Genomic DNA, 26,969 nt, shown 5'->3' with positions numbered 1-26,969 from the left:
CGATTGAATACGAAAGGACAATTGTCTAGCAAAAAAATATGTTAAGAACAAACCTTGCTTTTTTATCTTTTATAGAAGGATTTTATCAAGAAAAAGATTTCGCTAAAAACATTACCCTAAAGTCTTTTCCGGCAGGATTTAGATTTATAGAGCAGGGAGAAAAAATTAGAAACATCTACATTGTTAAAGATGGAATTACAAAATGCTTTATTTCTGAAGAGAACGGAAAAGATTTTATTATAGAATTTTTGGGTAAGGGAGAAGTTGTTGGCGAATTGGAAGCCTTAAAAAAGATAAATTGCCTTTGTAATGTCGAGGCCATTAGCGAAGTTACGGCCTATGCAATACCAGATCATTTTTTCTTTAAACTGATTGAAGAAAATCAAGAATTTACCAAAATTTTACTTCAAGAATTATCGACTAGAATTATACAAACCAGCAGAAGGGCATCGTTTCAACAACTTTATACTTTGGAATATGGCTTAATTAAATTATTGAAACTGCAAACGGAAGAACAGATCTCTATTTCAAAAGAAGATATGGCCGCTTATTTAGGTATTTCCGTAAGAAGCTTTAATAGAACCTTGCAACAACTCAAAGTAAAAAATTCATTTGGTGAGGATGATAATCTCGAGAATTTGCTCGCGAGATTATCATAATATTAAATTCAAAAGAATTTATTCTGCTTGTTTTTTAACCTTGAATGACTTGAAGTCCTGTTTGTAAGTCAAGAAAAATGAATGGTTAAACTGAAGTTGTTTATCCGTATTATCTAAATCGATATGTGGTTCGAAACGAACATCAAGATACAAATGCGGAATTAATTCTTTTTGATAAGCATAGCGTAATGAAACAATATTTCTATTGCTCTGCTTTAAACCCGGACTATATAAATTATCTGAAACAGATTCATATAAAGGCATCCCTTTTATAGAAATAAAGTTATTTCCTTTCCAGTAAGAGGCAACTAAACTTCCCCATTTACTTTCTACACCGGCGTTTAACCAAAGTCCAAAACCACCTTGAAAAGCTCTTCTTTTATCAGGAGATAAATCTTTGTAAACTGCGATGTAATTATCGGTATAAACCTGTTTAATTTTTGTGCCCATCTCCTTATGCAATTTCAATCCGGTTGCACCATTTAGCATAGTCGTAATTGGGATTTCCTTTAACACATCAATTTGTCCACCTTGGTGGAAAGCCAAAAACTGGGCAGGAAAACTAAATTTCCAACCGTTGTTTTCGGCTATTGTAGTTTCTGTAGATAATCCACCGATTATTTCTTCTTTAGCAGGATCGCCTTTATAGATCATTTTTTGCCATGCAATCCAGGCATCTAAAGTAAATTTTTTGCGCTCTACCAATAACTGCGTTCCATATTCAATTGGCGTAGTAATTGTTCTTTCGAAATCGTAAAGTGGCTCGATATATTTATGTTGAATTCCGCCTTCTAAACTTCCAAAGATTAAGGTTAAGTTTCTTTTGTGGTATTTTAAGCTGAACAAAGGTTTTGCATCAGAAATTCCGTTTCTACCAAAGTCTTTCCTAATAAAAGCACCTGCAGTTATGGCTAAATTTGGATGCGCATAGAAAACAATTTGCGGTTGCAGTTGCGTTCCGTATAAAGTATAACCATCGTGAAAATCGTTGGTGTATTCGTAGTTACGTACGTAATTTAAGTTGTAAAAATTGAAGTGAACTTCGTTGGTTAAACTACTATCTGGGCGAATTCTATTTTCAAAAGCCGATTGGTTGAATTGAGCAGAGGATACGTAAGAAGTTAAAATAAAAGTTATTAAGAGTAAAGTCTTTTTCAGACCCGTGGTTATAAACATGTGCTTGGTTTTTATTGCCCAAATTTAGGATAGTTTTTTCGTAAAGTATAAAGTAGCGAGTATCAAGTATCAAGAAATTAATACAAGTTTACGCAAAGGAAACAATGAAGCCCCAACTTTACCTAAAAGGACAATGTATTAATGGTTAAGGGAATTCGTCATTGCGAGGCTTTATTTCAAAGCCAAAGCAATCTACTTTTTAGGTCGGTATTCGTTATTTTTTACCCTGCCCACTTAGGCAGATTGCTTCGTGCCTCGCAATGACGACCGCCTTAAAAGCTTGACTTAATGATGCCCAAAAAGTAGGGAATACAAAACGGTTATGCAATATGCTCATTAATCTTTGGTCTTTCTCCTTTAGTCTTTGAGCTTATTCTTAAGACGATAATTCTTATACAACTTAACTGCAATCATAATCACCAGTGCAACGCCCATGATACCGATTAAACCATAAACCCAATTAATTGCATTTTTTAGAATCACCACAAAAACAATTGCAATCATAAAAATTGTCGCCAATTCTCGCCACAAACGAAGCTGAAAACTACTTAATTTAAATTGATTGTTTTTAAGCTGTTTTACAATGTTTTGGCAAATGAAATGGTAGATGAGTAAACCAATTACAAAGCCTAATTTAACATGCATCCAAGGCATTTGCAAAAGCACAGGATGTAAAGTAAGCATGGAAACACCTGCCAATACTGTAATTACCATTGCAGGCATTGCTATGATTTTCCATAGCGTTGCCTCCATTTTAACAAACTGGTTAATTAGAATACTTTTTTCCGGCTCAGGCTTTTCGTTTGCCTCTGTATGATAAATAAAAAGACTTAAAATATAGAACAGTCCAGCCATCCAGCTAATTACAAACACGATGTGTACCGCAAGAAAATAGTAATAATATGGCTGTAGGGTTTCTATCATTAATGTTGTTTTAGGTCGAGCTACAAATTAATCGAGTTTATAAATTCCTAGAAAGTGACTTATATCTTTAATAGGTTTCCCTAAACCCACACCCTTTTGTGCATCATCCATGGTCTTAATTGTTGTGGCATTAAAAATCTTTTTTCTAGCCTCACTCTCTGAATAAATATCACTCTTTTTAATCTGATTTAATCCTATTTCTATCTTTTGAACTAATAAAATTTTCTCGATTATTTCTTCTGCAGAAGATTCATCAGGCATATCTTTTAGGATATAAATGACTTCGGATTTTTTCATATAGTTTTAAATAGTAGAAAATGTTACTAATCTAACGATTTACGCTCGCTATTAAAAGTCCCCTTTAGGGGATTTAGGGGTTTAATACCTAAACTCCTTAACCACTTCAATTGCATATTTTACATTATCAAAAGGAATATCTGGCATAATACCATGACCCAAATTGAAGATAAATCCTTCTGTTCCACGCATACGTTCGAACAACTTATGAATTTGTGCTTTAATTACAGGTTTATCTGCGTATAAAATATGTGGATCTAAATTACCCTGAACAGCAATCCCTGCTGGCAATGCATTTTTAATGTTCAGTAAATCAGCATTCCAGTCTACAGAAATCACATCAGGCTTTGCCTCTGCCATAATTGGCGCAAAAACCGAACTTCCTTTACAGAAAGAAATTACAGGAATATCTTTTCTATTTAAGTTAGCGATGATTTCTTGAATGTAACGATGAGAAAATTCTTGATAATCGCTCCAAGATAAAGCAAGTGCCCAGCTATCAAAAATCTGAACAGCATTTACACCAGCGGCAATCTGAAGATTTAAATAATCAGCAGTTACCTTTGCAATTTTAGCCAAAAGCTTATGCGCCAATTCAGGATGATTGTGTAACATCAACTTCGTTAACTTGAAATCTTTAGAGGAACCACCCTCAACTAAATAACTCATTACCGTAAAAGGTGCACCAGCAAAGCCAATTAAAGGAATGTTGCCGTCCAAACGTTGTTGAATTACTTTAATCGCATCGGCTACATATTGCAACTCATCTAAACAATCAACATTCAGGTTTTCTACATCTTGTGCGGTGCGAACAGGATTTGCAAACTTCGGACCAATGCCTTGAGTAAAGCTCAAATCGCCACCCATCGCCTCGCCAGTTACTAAAATATCACAGAATAAAATCGCTGCATCAATTCCCAATAAATCAACAGGCAACATGGTCACATCAGCTGCAATTTCTGGGGTTTTGCACATCTCTAAAAAAGAGTATTTGTTTTTTATCTCCCAATATTGTGGCATAAAACGACCAGCTTGGCGCATCATCCATACTGGTGGGCGTTCGGTTTGTTTTGAAAATGCAGCGTCTAAAAATAAATTATTCTTCATGATTTGTAGTTGTGTCGCCTTGTCGTCACCCTAAATTTATTTCAGGTCTTAATAGCAAGAAAGATGCTGAAATAACTCCGATAATTATCGGGGCAGCATGACGATTGAGCAAAATTTTAATTCCGCAAATGTATAAATAAAAAAAAAACGAAGTACCATTTTATTCCTAAAGCGGTTCCTCGTTCTTCAAAATGACAATATTAGTATTATAATTTGTCTATTTCTTTTTCTAACTTGATAATAATATCCTTCGATCTTGATGATTCTGCAAGTTCTGTTGCCAATTTTAAATAAGCCTCAGCCCTATTTTTATCTTTTTTGCGCAAAGCGATGGTTGTTAAATGAATCAATACATAAGATTTTTGATTCTTACCGCCAACAGGAAAACGACTCGCCAACTGAAAATGATATTCAGCTTTGTCGTAATCTTCCTCTTTCAAGGCCATATTTCCTTGCATAAATTCGTAGTAACCTCTGCGACTTTTTGCCAATCGCTCAGGATTTCCTACTTCAGCCAATAGAACTTTAGTTTTTCCGAATTCGTTATTCTTAAAATGTTTCGAAGCCATTAACACAGAACTGTGCTTAAAATGGCTCCAAACAACAAAAGCAAATAGAATTAATGAAACAGCTGCTAACTGATATTGATTGTAAAAAACACAAACCAACCCAGCCAGTACGAATACTGCCATTAAAGCATACCTGCCTTTATTATTGTACATTAATGAATATCAGTGAATTTATAGCCTACGCCACGAATAGAGTGGAAATAAACAGGGTTTTTCTGGTCTGGCTCGAAATACTTACGGAACGTTAGAATAAAGTTATCAATCGTTCTTGTAGATGGATAAACATCGTAATTCCAAACCGTTTCTAAAATCTGCTCGCGAGAAACCGCATCGTTTTTACGCTCGATTAATAGTTTCAACAACATCGTTTCTTTTTTGGTTAACGGTGTTATTGTTCCATCATCGTGTTTCAATTCGAAAGAGTTAAAGTAGATTGTTTTATCACCGATTTTGTAAGAATTTAATTCTTTTAAATCATCAGATTTTAAACTGCGTTTAACCAAAATACCAACGCGAAGAATCAATTCTTCCAAGTTGAAAGGCTTAACTAAATAATCGTCAGCTCCTTTTTTCAAACCTAAAACACGGTCTTCCGAAGTGTTTTTAGCAGTTAAAAACATAATCGGAACTTCTGCATTCTCTAAACGAATTGTTTCGCAAACTTGGAAACCATCCATTTCAGGCAACATAACATCTAAAATAATTAGATTGAAGCGTTCTTCTTTGAATATTTTAAGAGCGGTTTTGCCATCTTTAACGGCGTGAACTTTATAACCCTCAAGTTCGAGGTTTAATTTGATAGCATCTAACAAGTGATCCTCGTCTTCTACCAATAGAATTCTTAATTTTTGTGACATAATTGAGATTAACTAAATGTTACTTCAAAAATACTTCCTTGAGGCAAATTGTCTTTTACTGTAATATCTGCATCATGGTATTGTAAAACCTCTTTCACAATAAACAAGCCTAAACCTGTTCCTTTCGCTTTCCTGACATTCTCATTACCAACGCGGTAAAACTTATCAAATATCAACATTTTTTCGGCATCTGAAATACCTGGACCTTTATCCGTTACACTTAATCTTAAATGACCGTCTATCTTATCTAAAGCCACATTTATCTCATCACAAGGACTCGAATATTTCACTGCATTTTCTATTAAATTGGTAACAACTGACGATAAGGCAAACTTGTCACCCATTAACTGCAAATTTGGCTGAATTTGAGCATTTATCAGCTGTTCGTTCCCACAAGAGTGAACCTGCAATCTATCAGTAATTTTATAAACCAGTTCTGAGAAGTTAAATTCTTCTTTCGGAAAGGTATAAGAACGGTTTTCAATTTTAGTTGCCAACAACATATTCTCGACCAAATCATCCAAACGTTCAATATCCTTTAACGAATTATTGAGTAAAGATGTCTGCCTAGCTTTATCTAAATCTCTTTTAACAATAGTCTGTATGGAAAGTTTTATTGCTGCCAAAGGCGATTTCAATTCATGCGTAATCGACATCAGGAAATTCTGCTGTTGTTCTCTTAATTTATCTTCACGCTTTAAAGATTGATGCAGAAAATAACCGCCGATGCAAAGTAAGAACAGAAAAACTGAACCCTCGCCCATAATCATCGTCATTCGACTCGGTTGCAAACGCACTACCAAAGTTCCCCAAGAAATGAGCTGGATTAGTGCGTAAAGCAGTAATGCGTAAAATATGATAATGGATTTCTTCATACCCCAACCCCTAAAAGGGCTTTAATTTATTAATTATGACCATGGTTCGTGTCCTCACGAAACATTAATTTTATGTAATACTGAGCTTAGTCGATTATGAAAAGCAAATTCCTGTTTTCTTTGGTTATTTCAGTCCCGCTTTTCGTTGCAATCTTTTTCAAACCTCGTAGGTTTTAAAAACCTACGAGGTTTCATCAAAAGTATTTCCACTTCAATCGGGTTTAGATAACTTTGGGTTTGTGCATCAAACTTAAAGCCACCCCCTACCCCTCCTTGAAAATAAGGAGGGGAGTTGCCCCTCAAAGTTTTATAACCACCATGAGCTTATATTTTCTTATGTGTCTTACATGGTTAAAAAACCTCTTTGCTCTCTGTGAAAACCTCCGTTTCCTCGGTGGTTAAAACCTATTAGCCGCAAGGGCCGATATTACGACGACCTAAAAACCAAATCCAACGCCTCAAAAATCGCTCTCTTCGCTTTCTCTAACTCTATCTTCGTATGCGCTGAAGATACGAAACCAACTTCATATCCCGATGGACCTAAATAAATTCCACGGTTCAACAACTCACGGTGCATGATTTTGAATTTCTCCATGCTACTTGCATCGATATCATCAGCAGATTGAATTTTTTCTTTTTCGGTAAATGCAAACCAAAAAATAGAACCCACCGTAAACACTTTAAATTTATAGTTTCTAGCGGTGGCAAAACGCTGAATACTCGCTACGAAATCCTGCGTTTTATTATTCAAATCTTTATAGAAACCCGATTTATTCAACTCGGTTAAAGTCGCAATACCAGCCGCCATTGCCACCGGATTACCTGATAAGGTACCTGCTTGGTAAACGCCACCATCAGGTGAAATGTGCGCCATAATTGCATTCGATGCCCCATACATGCCAACAGGCAAACCGCCACCGATTATTTTTCCGTAGGTAACAATATCAGGTTTGACACCGTAATGCGCAGCTGCTCCCTCAAAACCAACTCTGAAACCAGTAATTACTTCATCGAAAATTAAAAGCGAATTGTTCTCTGTACAGATCTTGCGCAAGAAATGAATATACTCTTCATCCTGGATAATTAAACCATTATTGGCAGGAATACCCTCAATAATTACGGCGGCAATTTGATCTTTAAACTGCGCAAAAGCTTGCTCAATAGCGGTTGTATCGTTCAAAGGAATTACAATGGTTTCTTCAGCAAAAGATTTTGGAACGCCAGCAGATGAAGTTTCGCCGAAAGTAACCAAGCCAGAACCAGCTTTAACCAAAAGCGAATCGCTATGCCCGTGGTAACAACCCTCAAACTTCAAAATTTTATCTCTACCTGTAAAACCTCTAGCCAGTCGAATAGCCGACATTACTGCCTCCGTTCCCGAGCTTGTAAAACGAATTTTCTCAACATAACGATTGTTCTTAATAATCAGTTCTGCCAATTCATTTTCCAAAGCTGTTGGTGCACCAAAACTCATTCCGTTTTGCATTACTTCGGTCACTTTCTCACGGATTTTAGGATTGTTATGTCCCAAAATTAACGGACCCCAACTTCCACAGAAATCAATGAATTGGTTTCCATCAGCATCCCAGATGTAGCAACCATCGCCCTTTTCGATAAAAAGTGGTGTTCCGTAAACAGATTTAAACGCTCTAACAGGCGAATTTACACCACCGGGAAAATAAGTTTTTGATTTCTCGTACAACTCTGCAGATTTTACCCTCGAAATATCAGGTTTACTCCCTGTGTTTAATGGAACATCGGCCTCGTTGCCTGAAAACATTTTCTTTAATGAATCTAACATTTTTATTAAGCTAAAAGCTGAAAGACTAAAACTTAAAGCGAAAAGTAAAGCGTTATAAAATGGCTTTGGTCTTTCGGCTTTAAGCTTTCAGCTTATCTACATCCAATCGTTATTTAAAATATCTTTAATGTGGTAAGTGGTAATAATACTTGCTCCAGCTCTTGCGAAAGCATGCATGGTTTCCATTACAATTTTTTGTTCATCAACCCAGCCACGTTCTGCCGCTGCTTTAACCATCGAATATTCTCCAGAAACATTATAAACTGCGATAGGCAAATTGGTATCCTGTTTCAGCCTTTGGATAATATCTAAATAAGCCAATCCAGGTTTAACCATCAAAACATCAGCGCCCTCTTGTTCATCTAATTGTGCTTCACGAAGTGCCTCTAAAGGGTTTCTAAAATCCATTTGATAAGCTTTTCTATCGCCTTTGCTTGGCGCACAATCGGCGGCCTCCCTAAATGGACCGTAATAAGCAGATGCAAATTTTGTTGCATGACTCATTATAGCCGCATTTACAAAACCGTTTTCATCTAACAAATTCCGCATCGCTTCAATTCTGCCATCCATCATATCCGATGGGGCGAACATATCAGCACCTGCTTCAGCATGGGTCAAAGCCATTTTGGCAATCACTTCAACTGTTTTATCATTTTGAACGTAATCATTTTCTAAAATACCGCAATGACCGTGAGTGGTATAAGAACAAACGCAAACATCGGTGATCACATATAAATCTTCGCCAAATTGTTTCTTCAATTCACGCACCGCCGTTGGTACTAACGAATGGTCGTGGTAAGCAGATTTTGCATCGGCAGATTTTTCATCGCCTACACCAAAAAGCATGATTTTATTCAAACCTTTCTTCATTCCAGCCTCAACATCCTTAACCAAAGTATCAACCGAATAATGGTTTACACCTGGCATGGCATCAATCGCATGGGTAACATTCGTTCCTGGCACCACAAAATAAGGGTACACAAACATATCTTTCGATAGTCGGGTTTCGGCTACCATCTCTCTAACCAACGGGTTTTTCCTCAATCTTCGCGGACGATGTAACATATTATTAGTATTAAAGCCCCACCCAACCCTCCCCAAAGGGGAGGACTTAGCGAGTGTATTAGTAATTAGTATCAAGTATCGAGACTTGAGTATTATTTTTCCTTCGGGATGATTACACGAATTAAAGTGATTTCACCGATTCGTATTTTTTATTTGCGGTCGTCATTGCGAGGCACGAAGCAATCTTACAACAATCGCTACTCTAAGCCCATCGCATTAAGATTGCTTCGTACCTCGCAATGACGAAGTGGCTATTCTTTTCGCTTTAGTCTTCGGACTTCCCGACTTCCTTATTTTATCTCTATCCCAAAAACAGCTTCGGCTAAACCAATTTCATCTGGAGAATACGGCAATGCATAAGTCACACCCATTTCATCAAATTTCTTTCCGGTAGAATTTCCTATTGCAATTACTTGCTGACCAGGTTCCAATAAATTATCAGCAAAGTAAGCATCAACGTTTGATGGACTAGTGAAAATCAAAACATCGGCATAACTCTGGTCGATATCTTCTTCGATTACTGTTTCGTAAATAGGCAAATCGATAATTTTCGCATCAACGGGTAAAGATTTCTGAATGGATTGTAAAGAATCCTGTGCCCGTGGAAACAACACATGCTTACCTGAAACCAATTTCGCAAAATCTTCAGCTACTTCTGTAATATCGCCACTCGTACCTACGAAATCTGCAAAGTGGTTAAACTTTCTCAAAGCATCTTCCGAACCTCTTCCAACTACACCAAACTGTGTTTTCTTCGGTAATTGCGGTTTTAGGTTGAAGAAATACTCCACACTATTTCTACTGCTGAAGAAAATCCAATCGATATTTTTTAGAATAAACTGGTCTAGAACAGTAACAATCGGGAACGTCCGAATTAACGAGCGACCCTCAATTTCTATATTATTATTTTCTAAAGCTTTGCGGAAATAGCTGTGTTCGCCAATCTCACGAGAGATGAAAACTTTAGCAGGTTTCTTTCGTGCCTTATCAAATTTTGCAACGATTTTTTCTGCCAAACCGGCTGTAGTTTCAGAACGCAGGAATAAACGTTCTGGGAAATCATCAGCAGTTTCGGCTTTAGATGTCCACACTTCGAAAGCGCCATCTTCTTTTTTGCAATAACAACCTAAAGGCATGTGACAACCGCCCTCAAATATATTTAAAACTTTACGTTCTACACCAACCTCTTCAGCTGTTGCTGGGTCGTGTAATGTTTGAAGTGCCTCAAAAAGTTCAGTATCATTTTCCCTTATTTGAATTGCTAAAGCACCTTGAGCTGGTGCAGGAACAAATTCGGTCGGTTCTAATTCTTCCACATGAAATTCACTAACATCTAAACCTAAACGTTTTATACCTGCCTTGGCCAACATAATGGCATCGTAATCTTCATCACGAAGTTTTTGAATACGAGTTGGAACGTTTCCGCGTAAATCTTCAATTTCCAAATCCGAGCGTAAACCCAAAAGTTGGGCTTTTCTTCTGTTTGATGAAGTACCCACCATCGCTCCTTTTTTCAGAGAGAGTTTTTGCGAAACATCTACGCAATCTTTTAAAATCAAAAGATATTCGGTTGCTTCTTCACGAGGCGGAATTGCGGCAATAGTTAAACCCGCAGGATGATTGGTTGGCAAATCTTTAAGGCAATGAACTGCCAAATCGATTGTTCCACCCAAAAGCTCTTCTTCCAATTCTTTGGTAAAAAAACCTTTTCCTTCTAATTTATCTAATCTTAAATTCAGGATTTTATCGCCCTGCGTTTTAATGATTTTAATTTCAGCTTCTATTCCGATTGCAGCCAATTCATCTTTAATATGATTAGCCTGCCATAAAGCAAGGTCGCTACCGCGTGTTCCGATGGTTAATTTCTTCACTGTTTTGTTAAATGATTTGCAAATCTAACTAAATACGGCTTTATCTTGTAAAATGTTTAAAAATGCGACAGTGAGGTTACAGAATTATATGTTTTTGGGTTTTTGTTGACATATTGTATTCGCACTTTGAGGGATAATTCCCCTCCTTTGGAGGGGTGCCCACCGGGCGGGGTGGTTATTTCTTTCTTGCACAGTCTTAAATTCTTTAAACCCGATTGAAGTGAAAATACTTTTGATTAAACCTATAAGGTTTTGAAAACCTTATAGGTTTGAAAAAGATTGTAACGAAAAGCGGGACTGAAATAGCCGAAAAGCACAGAAACCCGCTTTTCTAATTATGTTTATAACTTAAGAAATGTAAGAAAATATAAGGTTTATCTTGGCGTTCTTTACGCCTTAACTTTGTGAACTTTGCGGTTAAATGCTACGATTGATTTACCAAAATTTCCTTAGCCATAATCATCGGAACAGAAATACATTTCTTTTCCATGTAGTTCATTACGCGTTCCAAAACCTCGCGAGAAGTTTCATCCATCTGACTAATTTCTTCTGCAAAAATACCATTCATCGCTGTATTCTTGATTTCCTTAATCTTTCTAGGCACATCTTGCATAGCCAATTCGATTCGGCGTTGCTTTAATACAGTAAAAAATTCGGTAATATTTGCACTGATGATATCTTCGGCGTGAACCAGTTCGTTGTAACGTTCCTGAATATTTTTGCGGGCAACTTCTTTTAAAGATTCTACCTCGATGTAGTGAATTGGGTGGTTGTGAACAACTGCCGGCGCAACATCGTTCGGAATTGCTAAATCAACAATTACTTTTTTGCCAGTATCTCCATTGAGTAATTTGGCATAAAGTTCTTCGGTAATAATCGGCTCAGTAGAGCCTGTACAAGTGATAATTACATCGAAACCATCCGTAAAATTTTCTAAAGCGTCTAATTGATAAGCCTTACCGTTTAACTCTTCGGCCAAAGTTTCGGCTTTGGAAAGTGTGCGGTTGAAAACAGAAAAATTTGAGTATTTATGCTTATTAAGGTATTTTGCAATATTCTGATTGGTATCTCCAGCGCCGATAATTAAAACGCGTGAATTGCCACACATGTTTAATTCTTTCAGTTTGCGATAAGCCAGAGAAACAACAGAAACCGGATTTTTTGAAATATTGGTGTGCGTATAAACTTCTTTCGCCGTTTTAACAACCCGCTCCATAATCATGCGCATATAATCGCCAGTAAAACCAGCATCTCTGCAACTTTCGTAAGCTTTACGGATTTGTGCAAGAATTTCCTTTTCGCCAACAACCAAACTTTCTAAAGAGCACGATGTTCTTAAAAGATGATTAAAAGCTTCTTCGTTTTCGAAAACGGTAACATTATCCAAAAAACGCTCCATAAATTCTGGAGGCAAACCCATATCCAAAACGGTAAGAAATTTGGTTACAAATTCTTTATCGGTTTTTTCTTTAGTAAGGAAAACGAATTCTACACGATTACAAGTACCGATGTAAAAAATCTCGCTAACGGGAAGTTCCGTTTGAATATTCTTCAACCTGTTATCCAGACTTTCATCACAAATAACTAACTTTCCTAAAGATTTTAGGTCAATGTGGTGATGCGTAAAAGCGATTACTTTTAAATATTCCAAGTGCTTCCGTTATTAACTATTATCGGGATACAAAAGTAACACGGTTAATGTATGCGACCGTCATTAATCTGTAATTTACATCAATTTAGAACGGTTTTAAATAAACAGAAAAAGATTACAAATTATGATTCGATATAAAATTTTCCTGTGGATTTATGCCGTTTCCTATATCCTTGCGGGCTGTAATCACTTTATCTCCACTGACGGTTATTACGCAATAATGCCGAAATGGTTGCCCGCCCATGGATTTTTAATTTACCTCTCGGGTGTAATCGAAATTATTCTCGGCGTATTATTGCTCTTTTCAAGAACCCGAAAACTAGCTTCTTTATTAATTATTTTGATGCTTCTTGCCTTTATGCCTGCTCATATTTACATGATTCAAATTGCGCCATTTATGCTCGGGAAAATTTTGGTTACACCATTTATCGCCTGGATAAGATTGCCTTTTCAATTGCTATTTATTGGCTGGGCTTGGTATTATTTTAGAAATCCCGGCAAATAGTAAATACAGTAAGTTCTAAAACCAGGTTATGAGGCATTAGCTTATATTTTCTTACATTCCTTACTTGGTGAAATATTAATTCAATTGAAATGATTAGAAAAGCAAGGTTCTGTTTTTCATTTGTAGGTTAGCCCCGCTATTCGTTCCAATCTTTTTACGATTGTCAGTCTGAGCCCGTCGAAGACCTGCAACAAAAAGTATTTCCACTTCTATCGGGTTTAAAGAATGTGGGTAAGTGCTAGGAATTTAGAAACACCCCACCCTGCGGGCACCCCTCTAAAAGAGGGGAATATCCCTCAAAGTTGTTCAAAAATCTACTCAGGTATTTACAACAAATTTCGTTTTCGTAGGTTTATAAATTATATCAATTCCTTAAATATGATTACACAAAGCGATTTCAGCCTCAGCGGTGCAGATGGAAAATTAATCATTGGCGACATTACTTTCGATGATAAAAACCCAAATACACCAATTGTACTTTTCGTTCATGGCTTTAAAGGTTTTAAAGATTGGGGCGCTCATAATTTAGTTGCAAGGTATTTTGCAAGCAATGGCTATCGCTATATCAAGTTTAATTTATCACATAGCGGTGTTCCTGCGGATAACCCGATAGATGTTACCGACATGGAAACTTTCGCAAACAATACCGTTTCAAAAGAACTTTTCGACATCAATGCAGTGCTCGATTTCATAGAAAAAGCCTACGGAAAAGGAACTGAAATAAATCTAATTGGCCATAGTCGCGGTGGTGGTTTGGCGATAATCGAGGCATCAAATGATTTGCGTATCAATAAATTAATTACTTGGAGTGCCATTTCGAGTTTCAATAGTCTATGGAAAAAGGAACAAGAAAGCGAGTGGAAAAAGACTGGCAAAATCTTCGTAGTTAATGCCAGAACGAAAGAGCAAATGCCCTTGAATGTTACTTTATTAGAAGATTTCGAAGAAAACGATGAAACATTTAATATCCTCAATGCTTCAAAACGGATTAACATTCCATGGTTAATTGTTCAGGGCGATGATGATGTAAATGTTCCTTTTGAACATGCACAGAAACTTGCTGATGCAAATCCAAATAGCAGATTGGTTAAAATTGAGGGGGCAAACCATGTTTATGGCGCAACGCAACCTTATGAAAATGAAACTTTACCGCCACTTTTATTTAAAGTTTGCGAAAAGTGTTTGGTATTTTTGGGGGGAGAATAAGACCTGCTGTCATTCTGAGTTCCGAAGAATCTGCAGGCTATGAAACACAATCATAAATTAACCCACAGCCCACAAAAATGGAAGTGCTGTGTTTTAGTGCAGAGCCAATAGGTTAGGGATTCTTCACTGCGTTCAGAATGACAGCAACAAAGTTAATCATTTCCTCGCCTAACAAAACCACGCATATCGCTTCCACTCGGGCTTTGGAAAATTTCCAAGTCAAAATACGGAACCGCAGCCAACAGGTGGTCGAAAATATCTGCAGCGACTTCTTCGAATTTCTTTAAACCTTTCTCCTTTGAGAAAACATAAATTTCTATCGGAAGTCCGTTTTCTGTGGCCTGCAACTGGCGGACCATAAACGTTAAATCGGTATTAATGTAAGGATTGCTTTCCAGATATTTTTCTGCATAAACCCTAAAAGTTCCAATGTTAGTCATGTGGCGGCCGTTAACCAAATTGTTAGGATTTACCGTGTTTTCTGCGTTGAACGTTTCGATTTGCAGTTGAGTTTCTTTCAGATAATCCTTTAAAAAATCGATGCTTTTCAGTCGATTTATCAATTCTTCATCACAAAATTTGATACTCGAAATTTTAATATTAATGTGACGTTTAATTCTTCTACCTTCACTTTCTTCCATCGCCCGCCAATTTTTAAACGACTCGCTCACAATGGCATAACTCGGAACAATGGTTACGGTTTTATCCCAATTTCGAACTTTAATTGTTGTTAAATTAATTTCAGTTACTTCGCCATCGGCACCATATTTTTCTACGGTAATCCAATCGCCAACCCGCACCAAATCAATGGCACTCATTTGAACAGACGCTACAAAACCCAAAATCGGGTCGCGAAAAACCAAAATAAATACCGCGGTTACGGCTCCAAATCCACCGAAAATATACACAGGAGATTCATTCAGAATGATAGAAAGGATCAGTACAAAACCAACAATATAAAAAACTATTTTAGCAACTTGTTTATAGCTTCTTATGGGCTTATCAGCATATTTTCTGGAGGCTTCCATGATGGAAACCAATGCATTAAGGAATGCATTTATTGCAAACATTACAGCCAAGACAATGTAGATTTTAGCAAAAATTAATGCGTAAAAAAGCCAGTTTTTAAAATCTATAAAAACAAACGGAACCGCATTGTAAATTATATAGGCGCCAAAAATTAATGCAAATGCTCTAAAAACCCTGAATTCGAACAATGCCCTTTGCCAATTGGATTTCGTTTTTGCTCCTTTTACTGCACCTATAAAAACTTGTCTGGTTAAGAATATGGTAATGAAGAGGAATAACGTTACGCCAATTAATCCAATAAAGAAATAAGAATAAATAAGTTCGTTACCCGCCAGGCCTTTAGCGACAAGCCAGTTTCTAAGCTCATTAAATATGGATTGGAACTCTGGGATTTTCATTGAGGTAATTTAGGGTTTATTGGTTAGCTACTATGGCTTATTAAAGTAATGATTTGTGAGGACACAGACTAAGAAAAAAATGTGGATTATTAGATAGATTGCCTCGTACCTCGCAATGACGATTTTTTTAAGCTTTCTCTACCCAATTTCCATCACCTTTTATAATATCAATTAACTCATCTAAAGCAAAAGCAGTATTTACATTCTTTTTCACCACTTCCTGACCGCGATATAAAGTTATCTTATCTGGGCCAGTGCCTACATAACCATAATCAGCATCGGCCATTTCGCCTGGGCCATTTACAATGCACCCCATAATCCCGATTTTAAGTCCTTTTAAATGATCGGTACGGGAGCGAATAAGCTGGGTAGTTTCTTGTAAATCGAAAAGTGTTCTGCCACAACTCGGACAAGAAATATATTCTGTTTTACTAATTCTGGTTCTGGTTGCCTGTAAAATACCAAAGCTGGTCGAATTTAATAAAGACAAATTCTGACCAGGAGCATCAATCCAAATCCCATCTCCAAAACCATCGGTAAATAAAGCACCAATATCTGTTGCAGCGTAAAGCATCAAATTATCAGCATCTAAATCCTTATAAGTCCTTTTGATAATCACTGGAATTTGAATGTTTTTTTCCTGCAAGGCCACAAAAAACGCTCTTTGTTCAGCCATTCCATGTAGAGCGGTGGTTTCTAAAAATAAGACAACATTGTTCAATTGCTCAATTGTTTTATGGTTCGATTGTTCTATTGTTAAATTGTTCAATTGTTTGGCGTCAATTTGAACGAAGTTTAGAAATTCATCTTTAACCTCAGCATTGCTGTATTCTTCAAAAGTAAATAACGGGTGACAATTATTTTTATCCTTTAACCCTAGCCAAGTTTTAGCATTATAAATCTGCTTTAAATTCCCGGGGAAAGAAAAAGATGGCAGATTATCACCCAAATAAACTAAATCACAAGCTTGGTCGGCAAGGTTATATTTATCTAATCCGGCGCTGTAATTGTATCCTACAGAACTTAAAAAATATGGGTCTTTGAGATTTTCTTTGGAAACATCAATCATCACAACTGGGTGGTGATGTCCGCCAATATGCTGAACGGTTTCTGTAATTCTACGGGAATAGGAATAAGGAGAATAACCCCCTAACCCCCTAAAGGGGGAACTGGTATGAAGCTCCTCCTTTATGATGCGGGGGAGGTATCTATCAGCCAAAGCTTTTGCCACAGGCGCTTCAAATTCCGGGTCTTCGGTTAAGGAAACACGAATAGTGTCGCCTAACCCATCTTCCAATAAAGTTCCAATACCAACGGCAGATTTTATTCGTCCATCTTCGCCATCACCTGCTTCTGTAACACCCAAATGTAGCGGATAATTCATCCCCTCTTTAGCCATGGTTTCGACTAATAAACGGTAAGCTTGAACCATAACCTGCGTATTGCTGGCTTTCATGGAGATAACCAAATTATAGTAATTTTGATCTTCGCACATGCGGATAAATTCCATCGCCGATTCTACCATTCCTCGTGGTGTATCGCCGTAATGGCTCATAATCCTGTCAGAAAGAGAGCCGTGATTGGTTCCAATCCGCATGGCTGTGCCATATTCTTTACAGATTTTTACCAGCGGAATAAATTTTTTGTAAATTCTTGATAGTTCTGCATCATATGTATCTTGAGTATATTCTATGTTTTCAAATTTCTTTTTATCGGCATAGTTACCCGGATTTACACGAACCTTTTCTACAATTCTTGCGGCCATTTCAGCTGCATTTGGTGTAAAATGGATATCGGCGATCAAAGGAACATTGTATCCTCGGTAGCGTAATTCTTTTTTGATATTGGCCAGATTTTCAGCTTCTTTAATGCTTGGCGCAGTAATACGAACGTATTCACTACCAGATTCTACCATGCGGATAGTTTGCTCTACGGTTGCCAACGTATTCATGGTATCGGTGGTCGTCATCGATTGGATACGAATAGGATTGTGACCGCCCAAAGCGATATCTCCAATATTTACTTCGCGGGTTAAATACCTCGAATAAGTGGTTAAACTATTACAGTAACCACCTTCTAATGGCTTAGGTTTAATAAGTTCTTGCATTACCCTACAAAGATAGATTTTATAGTTGAAATGTTGTAAAGTCGAAATGTTTGAACGTTGTAAGTTTATTGCTTACACAAATAGAGTCTTGAATATAATTATGCTTTTTATAGTAGCAAATATATGTAATTTTGCTATAAATTTATATCAATTTACGTTATATTTGCTCATAATATAGAGCAAAATGGAAAATTTAAAGCTGAAATCGAACTTAATTGTACAACAACAAGCTATGGATATTATTAGGCCTTTGGCAAAAGCCATAGACTGGAATGATAGGTTAATTAGCATTTTGGGAGCAAGGGGAACAGGCAAAACAACTTTAATTTTGCAGCATATTAAGGCTAATTATGGCTTAAATTCAGAAGCTTTATACATTACAATGGATGATATTTATTTTACAGATAATTTGCTTTCGGACTTTGCACAAGAATTTAGGCAAAATGGCGGTAAAGCATTATTTATAGATGAAGTGCATAAATACCCCAGCTGGGCAAAAGAAATAAAAAACATATACGATTTTTATAAAGACTTAAAAATAGTGTTCACTGGCTCATCGATTATAAATATTTCAAGGCAAAATACAGATTTAAGCCGTAGGGCAGTACAATATGAATTAACAGGCTTATCTTATAGAGAATTTTTAAGCTTTACTGGCATTGCCAATTTGCAAGCAATTGTTTTGGAAGATTTGCTTAAGCATCATGTTGAAATTGCTCATGATTTAATTTCAAAATTTAAACCTCTACAATACTTTAATGATTATTTAAAAAATGGTTACTACCCCTTTTTTCTAGAAAACATTAACACCTATCATTTAAAATTAGAAAAAGTGGTTCGGCTAATAATTGAAGAAGATTTACAGTTTATAGCAGGTTTTAACCCACATCATTCTCGCAAAATTTATCAGTTACTTTATATCCTATCAACCAATGTGCCATTTAAACCCAATATCAGTAACTTGAGTGAAAAAACTGGTATTAGCCGAAATATGATTGTAGAGTATCTATACTACCTTAACAATGCCAAGTTAATAAATTCGCTTTCAGCAGCCGGCAAGAGCATCAGCACCTTACAAAAGCCAGATAAAATATTTTTAGAAAATACCAATCTATCTTTTGCGTTAAGTCCAAACAATACCGATAAAGGTTCGTTACGAGAGGCTTTTTTTATGAATCAGCTTAAAAATACTGGGCATGAAGTTAGCTTGCCATTAAAAGGGGATTTTTTAGTTGATGATAAATTTACTTTCGAAATTGGGGGAAAAGGGAAATCTGCCAAGCAATTAACAGGTATAGAAAACTCTTTTACAGCAGTCGATGACATGGAAGCTGGTGTGGGCAATAAAATTCCGTTGTGGATGTTTGGGTTGCTTTATTGATTTTAAAGATGATTATTAGTTAAGCTATCAAGCGTTCAAATACAATTGATGTAAGAAAACCTTTGAATCTCTATTTTAAAGTTTTCGCTTAATAAAACCTATATCAACCTATCTTTTATCACTAAAGTATTTGCGGCTATATCATGCCAACACTGATGTTTTTTATTTAAGAAGCTATATAGATATCCAAAGAAAACTGGAATAACCGATAAAATTTTAGAAAAATTCCTAATGGCAGAAGTTCCAAAAGAAATCCTACTGCCTTCCAAATCGCTTACTTTTATATTGATTAAACGTTTGCCTATAGTCGCCTGTTTTATAGAAGCCTCAGCAAATGTTCCGTAAATTAATTTAATTATAAAAATTGAGGGGAACGGAATTAGGAAGGCCATAATTCTTTGGTCTTTCCCTTCGATAAAAACAAAACTGATTAAAATTAGTAAGATATAAATTCCGAAGATCAAAAAATGATCGATTACTGAAGCCAGTAATCGCTGATCGAAAGCAGCAAAATATTGTGGCGCCGTTTTCTGAAAGCTAAAACCCAAAAGCTCACGCAATTCGGGAATTGCATGAGCTTCTTTATAATCGTCCATTCCAGGCTTGCGTATAAATGTATTCAGCGTGATGTTTAAATCACCAAGCTCGGATAAATTATAGGGCCCTTGTGGCTTACCATTAATAACTACTGTATACTCAGAATTCATTGGGTTTTAAGATTAAAGTCCGAACGTTAAGCTTTAGTCTTTAAGCTTTCACCTTTGAACTTACTAGTATCTGCTCACCTCAAAGTTACTCAATCCACCATCCAAATTAATAAAGATTTTTTTGGCTGATGTTTTATAATTTGAAGTTTCGTAAACGCCATCGCTTATTTTTTCAAAACCTTCGAAATCTTTTGCTGATAAACCTGTTTTTGTATTGATTCTGCAACCCGAATTTGTTGGTACTTTTATTTTAACATCGGCTACGCCAGATTTTACAATTACATCGGTAATCGGCAATAAATCTCCAAATTTAATATCTAAAGATGCTGCACCGCCCTCGAAACGGAAAGTACGAACCTTGTACTCTGCAAAATCAAAATCAGCCTCGCCTGCACCCAATTTCATTAGAACATCCCAGTTTGGGGCTTTGTTCAGTTTAAAATTAACATCATTGCCACCATCACCAAAATTCCATTTGTTTTTCTTGTCATCCATTTTAAAAGTTAAAACGGTAGCACTATCAGAAACAACTTTGTTCAGTGAAAAATTTCCATGTCTTTTTTTAACATCCGCATTAATTAGCTCATTTGTTTCACCATCTAAGTTGAAAGAAATCCCACCTCCAGATATATTCAAAACAGTTTTTTTGGCATTTTCTGTCGCGACAAATGGTTGGGTAAGATTTAAACTGCTGTAAGCGGTATCGCGATCATTGTCGTCGTTATCGTTGTCATCGTCATCATCACTAATATTTATGTCAGCACCTTTTTTAAAATGATTTCCCCACCATGAAGAATGTTCAGGAGGTTGTTGGCCTCGATAAAAAAGGAATGATAAACCAACTACCAAAACAGCAATGGAGATCATGCTTCCAGTTTGAGAATTGTTTCTGTTGAACAGGATATTTAAACCAAAAATGATGAGCAAAAGAGGCCAAAAGCTCCATACATTGCGCCAATAAAAATCTATAACGCCAAAGTTTTCTAGTAAGAGTACACCGCCAATAAAGAGCAGGATGATACCCCAAATTAATCTATCTAATTTCATAATATTTATACTTGAGGGTTTGTAGGTGTTGAATTGTTTTCGCCTCTAGGTGCTTCTTTTTCTTCTACAACAATTGCTTCAGAGAAATCTGCCGGTTTTTTCGGATCTTCTTCAGCTGTTGCCTGTTGATTTTGAAAAGCGTTCCATTCGTTTTTTCTCTTCGATTTAGCAATTATGCTTACACCCAAAGCGATAAACACCAATGGCCACATAAACTTAAATAAGTTTCTAAAGCTGAACCAATCTGGAATAAAATCCATTTCACGCATTAAAAAGAAACATCCTATTACTAAAAGCAATAAACCTCCAACTGTACGGCCAGTATCGTTTGGTTTGTTAAACTTGCTAAAATCGGGTTGCGTTTCGAAAGGTTTTTTTGTTGCACCTTCATTAATTGGCTGATTCCAGTTTGCATTTGCAGAGGCAAATGGATCAGCGGTTCCAAACGGTGGGGTGTTTGGGTTGTTTTTGTTAAAGTAATCGTTAAATTTTGAGAATCTTGATGCCGGATCATTATTTACTGGAACAATAATCCACATAATTATATAGGCCAATAAGCCACCTCCAGCCATAAAAATAGCCGATAATGCAAACAATAATCTAATTATGGTAACCTCTACTTGCATATAATCTGCAAGGCCTGAAGCTACACCGGCAATCATCTTATCGTGTTCGTTTCTAAAAAGCTTCCTTTCCATAATCTTATTCATTTTGTACCAAAGGGATGCTTTGGTTTGTTTAAAAATCTAGCGGAGTGATTAAAACCTCATCAATATTTACCCCTTTACTTAAGTTTAAAATGGTAAACAAAGTTTCTGCAATATCTTCGGGCTGTACAAATTTTTCATCGGGAATTGTTGTTCCTTCCCAGGATGAAGTTTTGGTTGAACCCGGCAAAAAAGCAGTTACTTTAACGTTGTGTGGAGCTAACTCTTGCCGCAATACATGATTAAGACTTAGCATCGCTGCTTTTGTTACACTATAACTGCCACCATTTTTTACAGGTGCTTTACTGGCAACAGAACAGATGTTGAAGATGTGCCCATGCTTTTCCGAACGCATTTTTTTACCATAAAACTTACTGATGTAATACCCCGCGTTAACATTTATATTTTGCTGCTTTTCAAAGGTCTCATCTTCTTCATCAAGCATAGATCCTGGCAAGAAAGCACCAACATTATTCACCAATACATCTATATTGCCGAACTCCTTATCAGCTGTATTTAAAAATTTGTACACTTCTTCTTTTATGGAACAATCAACCGAATAAATTAAAACTGTTCTTCCAGTTAAAAATAATTCATCCCGAAATTTCTCAAGTTCAGGTAAACTTCTGGCAACAAGCGCTAGGTGATAACCCTCATTCCAAAGTTTAATTGCTATAGCTCTGCCAATTCCTTTTGTTGCTCCTGTTATTACCGCTTTCATGTTTTGTGGTTTAATTTTTGTAAGCAAAAAACCATATTTATATTTAAAACCACGAATATTTCTGTAATTAACCAAAGCCTACAACTTTTTTATCGTTTCTTTGTAGTATTATAGAATGATCATTTAAATTAAGCAAAAACATACGGAATGAATTTTACCAATTTCGGCAGATACATCCTGCTACTCAAATCTGTATTTAGAAGGCCGGAAAAACTAAAGATATATCTTAAGGAAATAGCCAAACAGATGGATTATGTAGGTGTAGGCTCTTTAGGTCTTATTGCAATTATCTCCACCTTTATTGGTGCGGTAATGACGCTACAAATTGCTTTCCAGCTGGTTAGTGATTTTATCCCAAAAACAATTATCGGTTCAGTAAACCGAGATTCGAGTATTTTAGAACTTAGTCCAACCATTAGCGCAATTGTACTGGCTGGTAAAATCGGTTCGGCAATTTCTTCGGAAATCGGCTCTATGCGGGTTACTGAGCAAATTGATGCTTTGGAAATTATGGGGATAAATGCTCCCGGATATTTAATCCTACCTAAAATTATTTCGGGCATAACTATGGTACCAATGTTGGTTATCATTTCTATGTTCTTAAGCATTACTGGTGGTTACATTGGTGGTTCTATCTCTGGCGCAGTTACTCCAGCAGAATACATTCAAGGGATTACAACTGATTTTAACCCATATACCATTACGGTTGCTTTGGTTAAAGCTTTTGTTTTTGGTTTCATTATCACATCTGTACCAGCTTACGAAGGTTTCTACGTTAAAGGTGGTGCATTAGAAGTTTCACTTGCAAGTACAAGAGCAGTTGTAATAAGCTGTATTTCTATTCTTGTTTGCGATTATTTGGTTACTCAACTATTATTGTAATGATTGAAATAAAAGATATTTATAAATCGTTTTCTGGAAATGATGTTTTAAAAGGCATTTCAGGAGTATTTCAAGAAGGTGTAACCAATTTAATTATTGGAGGTTCTGGATCAGGAAAAACCACTTTATTGAAATGTATGGTTGGTTTGCATCAGCCAGATTCTGGCTCTGTACTTTACGATGGAAGAGATTTTACACCGATGAGCTACGAACAGCGGATTGATGTACGTAAGGAAATTGGGATGCTTTTTCAGGGATCAGCACTTTTTGATAGTATGACGGTTGAAGAAAACATTATGTTTCCTTTAAATATGTTTACAACCCAATCTAGAAGTGAAAAACTTGATCGTGTAAACTTCTGTTTGGAGCGGGTTAACCTGGAAGGAAAAAACAAATTATTTCCATCTGAATTATCAGGAGGAATGAAAAAGAGAGTTGGTATTGCTCGTGCAATTGCGATGAATCCTAAATATTTGTTTTGCGATGAACCCAACTCTGGATTAGACCCGAAAACATCCATCGTTATTGATGAATTAATTAAGGAACTTACTGAAGAATATAAAACAACTACCATCGTGGTAACTCACGATATGAACTCTGTAATGGGAATTGGCGATTATATTTTATTTTTGCATGAAGGAAAAAAATTCTGGGAAGGCAGTAATAAGGAAATCGCTCATACCGATATTCAAGAGCTTAACGACTTTGTATTTGCCAGCCGTTTTATGAAAGCCGCAAAAGATAAGTTTTAAGAAATTTATTATATTTGAATATGACTACTGCAACTAAAAATATCATTCACAAGTTAGAGACCTTACCAGAAAGCATGGTAAACGAGGTTGAAGATTTTATTGATTTTTTGAAAGCAAAGCATTCTAAAAGTTTCTTCAAATCAACAGATGAGAAAAAGGACTTAGTCGAAGAACCAAAGAGTTTATATGGTGCTGCAAAGGGATTATTTATTATTCCTAAAGATTTTAACGAGCCATTAGACGATTTGAAAGACTACATGTAATGCGATATTTAATTGATACGCATATATTTATTTCCTTAATAAATAAAGATGATACTTTTATCAATAAGTCAATAAAATCTATCGAGGATGTAAATAATGATATATTTCTAAGCATTGCCAGTATCTGGGAAATAGTTATTAAAATTAATATCGGAAAATTAACCTTAACCAGAAATCTTCAAGAAATGTATAATTTAATTGAAAATTTAAATATATCAGTATTAAACATACAAAAACTACATCTTGACACCTATTTAACTCTGCCTATTATTCACAGGGATCCTTTTGATAGGATAATCATTTCGCAAGCAATTGCAGATGATTTAACACTAATAACTGATGACCAACACATCAGAAATTATCCAAATTTAAAGTTACTTTAATAAATGATACAATTACTTGCCCCAACACACTGGAAAGATTACGAACTGATTGATTGCGGGGACTTTGAAAAATTAGAACGTTTTGGAAATGTTATCCTAATTAGACCTGAACCACAGGCGGTATGGAAAAAAACATTATCAGAACAAGAATGGAAAAAAACAGCTACGATAACCTTTAGAGGTCGTTCGGCAACATCTGGCGAATGGGTTAAAAAAAACCCTGCGTTGCCAGATCGTTGGCATGTAGAATATAAAAATGATGAGGTTGCCATCAAACTTCGCTTGGGTTTAACCTCATTTAAACACGTGGGTGTTTTTCCAGAGCAAGCTGTTAACTGGGATTTTATTTCATCCTCTATCAAAAAATTTAAAACGCCTCAGCCAAAAGTATTAAACCTTTTTGCTTACACAGGCGCAGCTTCCTTAATTGCTAATGCAGCTGGCGCAGAAACTACTCACGTAGATTCTATTAAGCAGGTAGTTACCTGGGCAAACGAAAACCAAGAACTTTCTGGATTGAAAAATACCCGTTGGATGGTTGAAGATGCCTTGAAGTTTGTTAAAAAGGAATTAAAAAGAGGCAAAAAATACAACGGAATTATTTTGGATCCTCCCGCTTATGGTCATGGTCCAAATGGCGAAAAATGGAAGCTTGAAGATCACATTCAGGAAATGATGCATGATGTAGTTCAGCTTTTAGATGAAAAAGAACATTTTTTAATTCTTAATACTTATTCTTTGGGATTTTCTTCCGTTATTGTAGAGAATTTAATTCGCACATCCTTCCCTAGCGTTAAAAATTTAGAAACTGGTGAATTGTATTTACAGGCAACTGCAGGCATAAAACTTCCTTTAGGAGTTTTTGGCAAGTTCTGCAATGTTTAAATGTTGAATACTTTATTTTGCACTCCCGGTTTTCCATCCTACTTTCATGAAATACAGATTCGGAAAAACTGATTAAACATTAAAAATCTATAATAAATCTATGAAATTACCTCAATTAGCGGGCACACTAATGCTTGGTTTTGCCGCGATCAGCTTATTTGCCAACTGCAATTCAGATGGCAAAGGTGGCGTAAGCAAAATCTTCTCTTCGGATACAACAAAAAAGAAAACAGATTCTACAGTAAATGTGATGAAACCTGTTGATCCGAAACTTTACGATTCTTTAGTGCGCAAATTGGCTAACGGAGATACTACTGGAAAATGGCCAGTAAAAAAACAGCCTTATCCACTTGCTGGAGCTATTTTACCCTTTAAACGTATTGTAGTTTATTATGGAAACCTTCACTCAAAAAAAATGGGTGCACTTGGCGAATATGCGCCAAAAGAAATGTGGCAACGTTTAAATGCTGAAGTTAAACGGTGGGAAAAGGCAGATCCTTCTACGCCTGTTCAACCTGGTTTACACTATATCGCTGCTGTAGCTAGTGGAACTCCCGGAAAGGATGGTAAATACATCAACAGAATGGGTAATAAACAAATCGACTCTGTTTTAACGATCGCCAAAATGCAACCTGGAACAATCGTATTTTTAGATTTACAAGTTGCCTTAAGTACGATAAAAGCAGAATTACCGCACATTGAAAAATATTTACAGTTGCCTTATGTACATTTAGGGATCGATCCTGAATTTTCTATGAAAGATGGATCTCTTCCTGGAAAAAAAATTGGAACTTATGATGCTGCCGATATTAACTATGTAACTGGTTACTTAGCAGATCTTGTTAAAAAATATAACATCCCTCCAAAAGTTTTCACTCTTCACCGATTTACCAAGAAAATGGTTACCAATTATCAAAATATTAAGTTACGTCCTGAAGTTCAGATTGTGATGCATATGGATGGTTGGGGTGAACCTGAACTGAAAAAAGGAACTTATCGTCATTTTATATACGGCGAACCCGTTCAGTTTACAGGATTTAAATTATTTTACAAAAACGATTTAAAGAAAGAGCCAAAGCGTTTAATGACTCCAGAGGAATTGTTAAAACTGACTCCAAAACCGATTTATATTCAATACCAATAA

Annotated in this window: 27 protein-coding genes; 10 read left to right on the top strand and 17 right to left on the bottom strand. The window is 36.2% G+C overall.

The annotated features are described in order from the left end of the window. Window positions 1–38: 38 nt before the first annotated feature. Window positions 39–659 carry a Crp/Fnr family transcriptional regulator gene (locus H7U22_RS18190; protein ID WP_187072770.1) on the top strand — a complete coding sequence of 207 codons (621 nt, stop codon included), beginning with the start codon at window positions 39–41 and terminating at the stop codon, window positions 657–659. A gap of 18 nt (window positions 660–677) precedes the next feature. Here the strand turns inward: H7U22_RS18190 and H7U22_RS18185 are convergent, their stop codons facing one another. The 11 genes from H7U22_RS18185 to hemA all read right to left on the bottom strand — a co-directional run bounded on the left by H7U22_RS18185 (window position 678) and on the right by hemA (window position 12,852). Further along, window positions 678–1,835 (bottom strand): hypothetical protein, encoded by a 1,158-nt coding sequence (locus H7U22_RS18185; protein WP_187072769.1) that lies wholly within the window; start codon window positions 1,833–1,835, stop codon window positions 678–680. 357 nt (window positions 1,836–2,192) lie between these two features. Beyond that, window positions 2,193–2,759 (bottom strand): CopD family protein, encoded by a 567-nt coding sequence (locus tag H7U22_RS18180; RefSeq protein WP_187072768.1) that lies wholly within the window; start codon window positions 2,757–2,759, stop codon window positions 2,193–2,195. A gap of 27 nt (window positions 2,760–2,786) precedes the next feature. After that, window positions 2,787–3,056 carry a hypothetical protein gene (locus H7U22_RS18175; RefSeq protein WP_187072767.1) on the bottom strand — a complete coding sequence of 90 codons (270 nt, stop codon included), beginning with the start codon at window positions 3,054–3,056 and terminating at the stop codon, window positions 2,787–2,789. Between the two features lie 81 nt (window positions 3,057–3,137). Next, entirely contained in the window at window positions 3,138–4,163 is a 1,026-nt protein-coding gene (gene hemE, locus H7U22_RS18170; RefSeq protein ID WP_187072766.1) for a uroporphyrinogen decarboxylase, read from the bottom strand. Window positions 4,164–4,369: 206 nt separating this feature from the next. Then, window positions 4,370–4,885 (bottom strand): hypothetical protein, encoded by a 516-nt coding sequence (locus tag H7U22_RS18165; protein ID WP_187072765.1) that lies wholly within the window; start codon window positions 4,883–4,885, stop codon window positions 4,370–4,372. After that, on the bottom strand, window positions 4,885–5,589 hold the full coding sequence (locus H7U22_RS18160) for a response regulator transcription factor (protein ID WP_109926856.1): 705 nt from the start codon (window positions 5,587–5,589) through the stop codon (window positions 4,885–4,887). The genes H7U22_RS18165 and H7U22_RS18160 overlap by 1 nt, the downstream gene beginning before the upstream one ends. Window positions 5,590–5,597: 8 nt before the next feature. Beyond that, the gene (locus tag H7U22_RS18155; RefSeq protein WP_187072764.1) at window positions 5,598–6,464 is read right to left on the bottom strand and encodes a sensor histidine kinase; all 867 of its coding nucleotides are present in this window, start codon (window positions 6,462–6,464) and stop codon (window positions 5,598–5,600) included. Window positions 6,465–6,891: 427 nt separating this feature from the next. Continuing rightward, entirely contained in the window at window positions 6,892–8,265 is a 1,374-nt protein-coding gene (gene hemL, locus H7U22_RS18150) for a glutamate-1-semialdehyde 2,1-aminomutase (protein WP_187072763.1), read from the bottom strand. A 96-nt stretch (window positions 8,266–8,361) separates the two neighbouring features. After that, window positions 8,362–9,330: a porphobilinogen synthase gene (gene hemB, locus H7U22_RS18145; protein WP_187072762.1), complete on the bottom strand. Its 969-nt coding sequence runs from the start codon at window positions 9,328–9,330 to the stop codon at window positions 8,362–8,364. A 290-nt stretch (window positions 9,331–9,620) separates the two neighbouring features. Further along, window positions 9,621–11,201 (bottom strand): hydroxymethylbilane synthase, encoded by a 1,581-nt coding sequence (gene hemC, locus H7U22_RS18140; protein ID WP_187072761.1) that lies wholly within the window; start codon window positions 11,199–11,201, stop codon window positions 9,621–9,623. 424 nt (window positions 11,202–11,625) lie between these two features. Beyond that, a complete protein-coding gene (gene hemA / locus H7U22_RS18135; RefSeq protein WP_187072760.1) occupies window positions 11,626–12,852 on the bottom strand; it encodes a glutamyl-tRNA reductase in 1,227 nt (408 codons plus the stop codon). Window positions 12,853–12,976: 124 nt separating this feature from the next. On the opposite strand from hemA, the gene H7U22_RS18130 reads away from it, so the two are divergent. Together H7U22_RS18130 and H7U22_RS18125 are read left to right on the top strand one after the other, a co-directional pair. After that, complete coding sequence (locus H7U22_RS18130) at window positions 12,977–13,357, top strand: DoxX family protein (protein WP_187072759.1); 381 nt, start codon at window positions 12,977–12,979, stop codon at window positions 13,355–13,357. Between the two features lie 378 nt (window positions 13,358–13,735). Beyond that, complete coding sequence (locus tag H7U22_RS18125; RefSeq protein ID WP_187072758.1) at window positions 13,736–14,563, top strand: alpha/beta hydrolase family protein; 828 nt, start codon at window positions 13,736–13,738, stop codon at window positions 14,561–14,563. A 152-nt stretch (window positions 14,564–14,715) separates the two neighbouring features. Here H7U22_RS18125 and H7U22_RS18120 read toward each other — a convergent pair whose 3' ends face one another. Together H7U22_RS18120 and ispG are read right to left on the bottom strand one after the other, a co-directional pair. After that, the gene (locus H7U22_RS18120) at window positions 14,716–15,990 is read right to left on the bottom strand and encodes a mechanosensitive ion channel family protein (protein ID WP_187072757.1); all 1,275 of its coding nucleotides are present in this window, start codon (window positions 15,988–15,990) and stop codon (window positions 14,716–14,718) included. Window positions 15,991–16,117: 127 nt separating this feature from the next. Then, entirely contained in the window at window positions 16,118–18,097 is a 1,980-nt protein-coding gene (gene ispG, locus H7U22_RS18115; RefSeq protein ID WP_187072756.1) for a (E)-4-hydroxy-3-methylbut-2-enyl-diphosphate synthase, read from the bottom strand. Between the two features lie 184 nt (window positions 18,098–18,281). On the opposite strand from ispG, the gene H7U22_RS18110 reads away from it, so the two are divergent. Continuing rightward, on the top strand, window positions 18,282–19,478 hold the full coding sequence (locus tag H7U22_RS18110; protein ID WP_187072755.1) for an ATP-binding protein: 1,197 nt from the start codon (window positions 18,282–18,284) through the stop codon (window positions 19,476–19,478). A 98-nt stretch (window positions 19,479–19,576) separates the two neighbouring features. Here the strand turns inward: H7U22_RS18110 and H7U22_RS18105 are convergent, their stop codons facing one another. The 4 genes from H7U22_RS18105 to H7U22_RS18090 form a co-directional block, all read right to left on the bottom strand. After that, window positions 19,577–20,185 (bottom strand): RDD family protein, encoded by a 609-nt coding sequence (locus H7U22_RS18105; protein WP_187072754.1) that lies wholly within the window; start codon window positions 20,183–20,185, stop codon window positions 19,577–19,579. Window positions 20,186–20,248: 63 nt separating this feature from the next. Beyond that, window positions 20,249–21,232 carry a LiaF transmembrane domain-containing protein gene (locus tag H7U22_RS18100; RefSeq protein WP_187072753.1) on the bottom strand — a complete coding sequence of 328 codons (984 nt, stop codon included), beginning with the start codon at window positions 21,230–21,232 and terminating at the stop codon, window positions 20,249–20,251. Between the two features lie 5 nt (window positions 21,233–21,237). After that, window positions 21,238–21,930, bottom strand: a complete 693-nt coding sequence (locus tag H7U22_RS18095) for a PspC domain-containing protein (protein ID WP_187072752.1) — start codon at window positions 21,928–21,930, stop codon at window positions 21,238–21,240. 40 nt (window positions 21,931–21,970) lie between these two features. After that, entirely contained in the window at window positions 21,971–22,660 is a 690-nt protein-coding gene (locus H7U22_RS18090) for an SDR family oxidoreductase (protein WP_248284796.1), read from the bottom strand. A 147-nt stretch (window positions 22,661–22,807) separates the two neighbouring features. Here H7U22_RS18090 and H7U22_RS18085 point away from each other — a divergent pair, with 147 nt between their 5' ends. The 6 genes from H7U22_RS18085 to H7U22_RS18060 all read left to right on the top strand — a co-directional run bounded on the left by H7U22_RS18085 (window position 22,808) and on the right by H7U22_RS18060 (window position 26,969). Then, window positions 22,808–23,542, top strand: a complete 735-nt coding sequence (locus tag H7U22_RS18085; protein ID WP_109926842.1) for an MlaE family ABC transporter permease — start codon at window positions 22,808–22,810, stop codon at window positions 23,540–23,542. Continuing rightward, the gene (locus H7U22_RS18080) at window positions 23,542–24,294 is read left to right on the top strand and encodes an ABC transporter ATP-binding protein (RefSeq protein WP_187072750.1); all 753 of its coding nucleotides are present in this window, start codon (window positions 23,542–23,544) and stop codon (window positions 24,292–24,294) included. The genes H7U22_RS18085 and H7U22_RS18080 overlap by 1 nt, the downstream gene beginning before the upstream one ends. A gap of 20 nt (window positions 24,295–24,314) precedes the next feature. Further along, a complete protein-coding gene (gene vapB / locus H7U22_RS18075; protein ID WP_187072749.1) occupies window positions 24,315–24,557 on the top strand; it encodes a type II toxin-antitoxin system VapB family antitoxin in 243 nt (80 codons plus the stop codon). Continuing rightward, on the top strand, window positions 24,557–24,940 hold the full coding sequence (locus H7U22_RS18070; RefSeq protein WP_187072748.1) for a type II toxin-antitoxin system VapC family toxin: 384 nt from the start codon (window positions 24,557–24,559) through the stop codon (window positions 24,938–24,940). The genes vapB and H7U22_RS18070 overlap by 1 nt, the downstream gene beginning before the upstream one ends. Window positions 24,941–24,943: 3 nt before the next feature. Beyond that, window positions 24,944–25,825 carry a class I SAM-dependent methyltransferase gene (locus tag H7U22_RS18065; protein WP_187072747.1) on the top strand — a complete coding sequence of 294 codons (882 nt, stop codon included), beginning with the start codon at window positions 24,944–24,946 and terminating at the stop codon, window positions 25,823–25,825. Between the two features lie 100 nt (window positions 25,826–25,925). After that, window positions 25,926–26,969, top strand: a complete 1,044-nt coding sequence (locus H7U22_RS18060) for a hypothetical protein (RefSeq protein ID WP_187072746.1) — start codon at window positions 25,926–25,928, stop codon at window positions 26,967–26,969.

The organism is Pedobacter fastidiosus (assembly GCF_014306625.1).
In the GTDB taxonomy this organism is placed as follows: domain Bacteria; phylum Bacteroidota; class Bacteroidia; order Sphingobacteriales; family Sphingobacteriaceae; genus Pedobacter; species Pedobacter fastidiosus.
The sequence above is the reverse complement of the archived record's forward strand: the minus strand, read 5'-3'. Positions and strand labels throughout refer to the sequence as shown.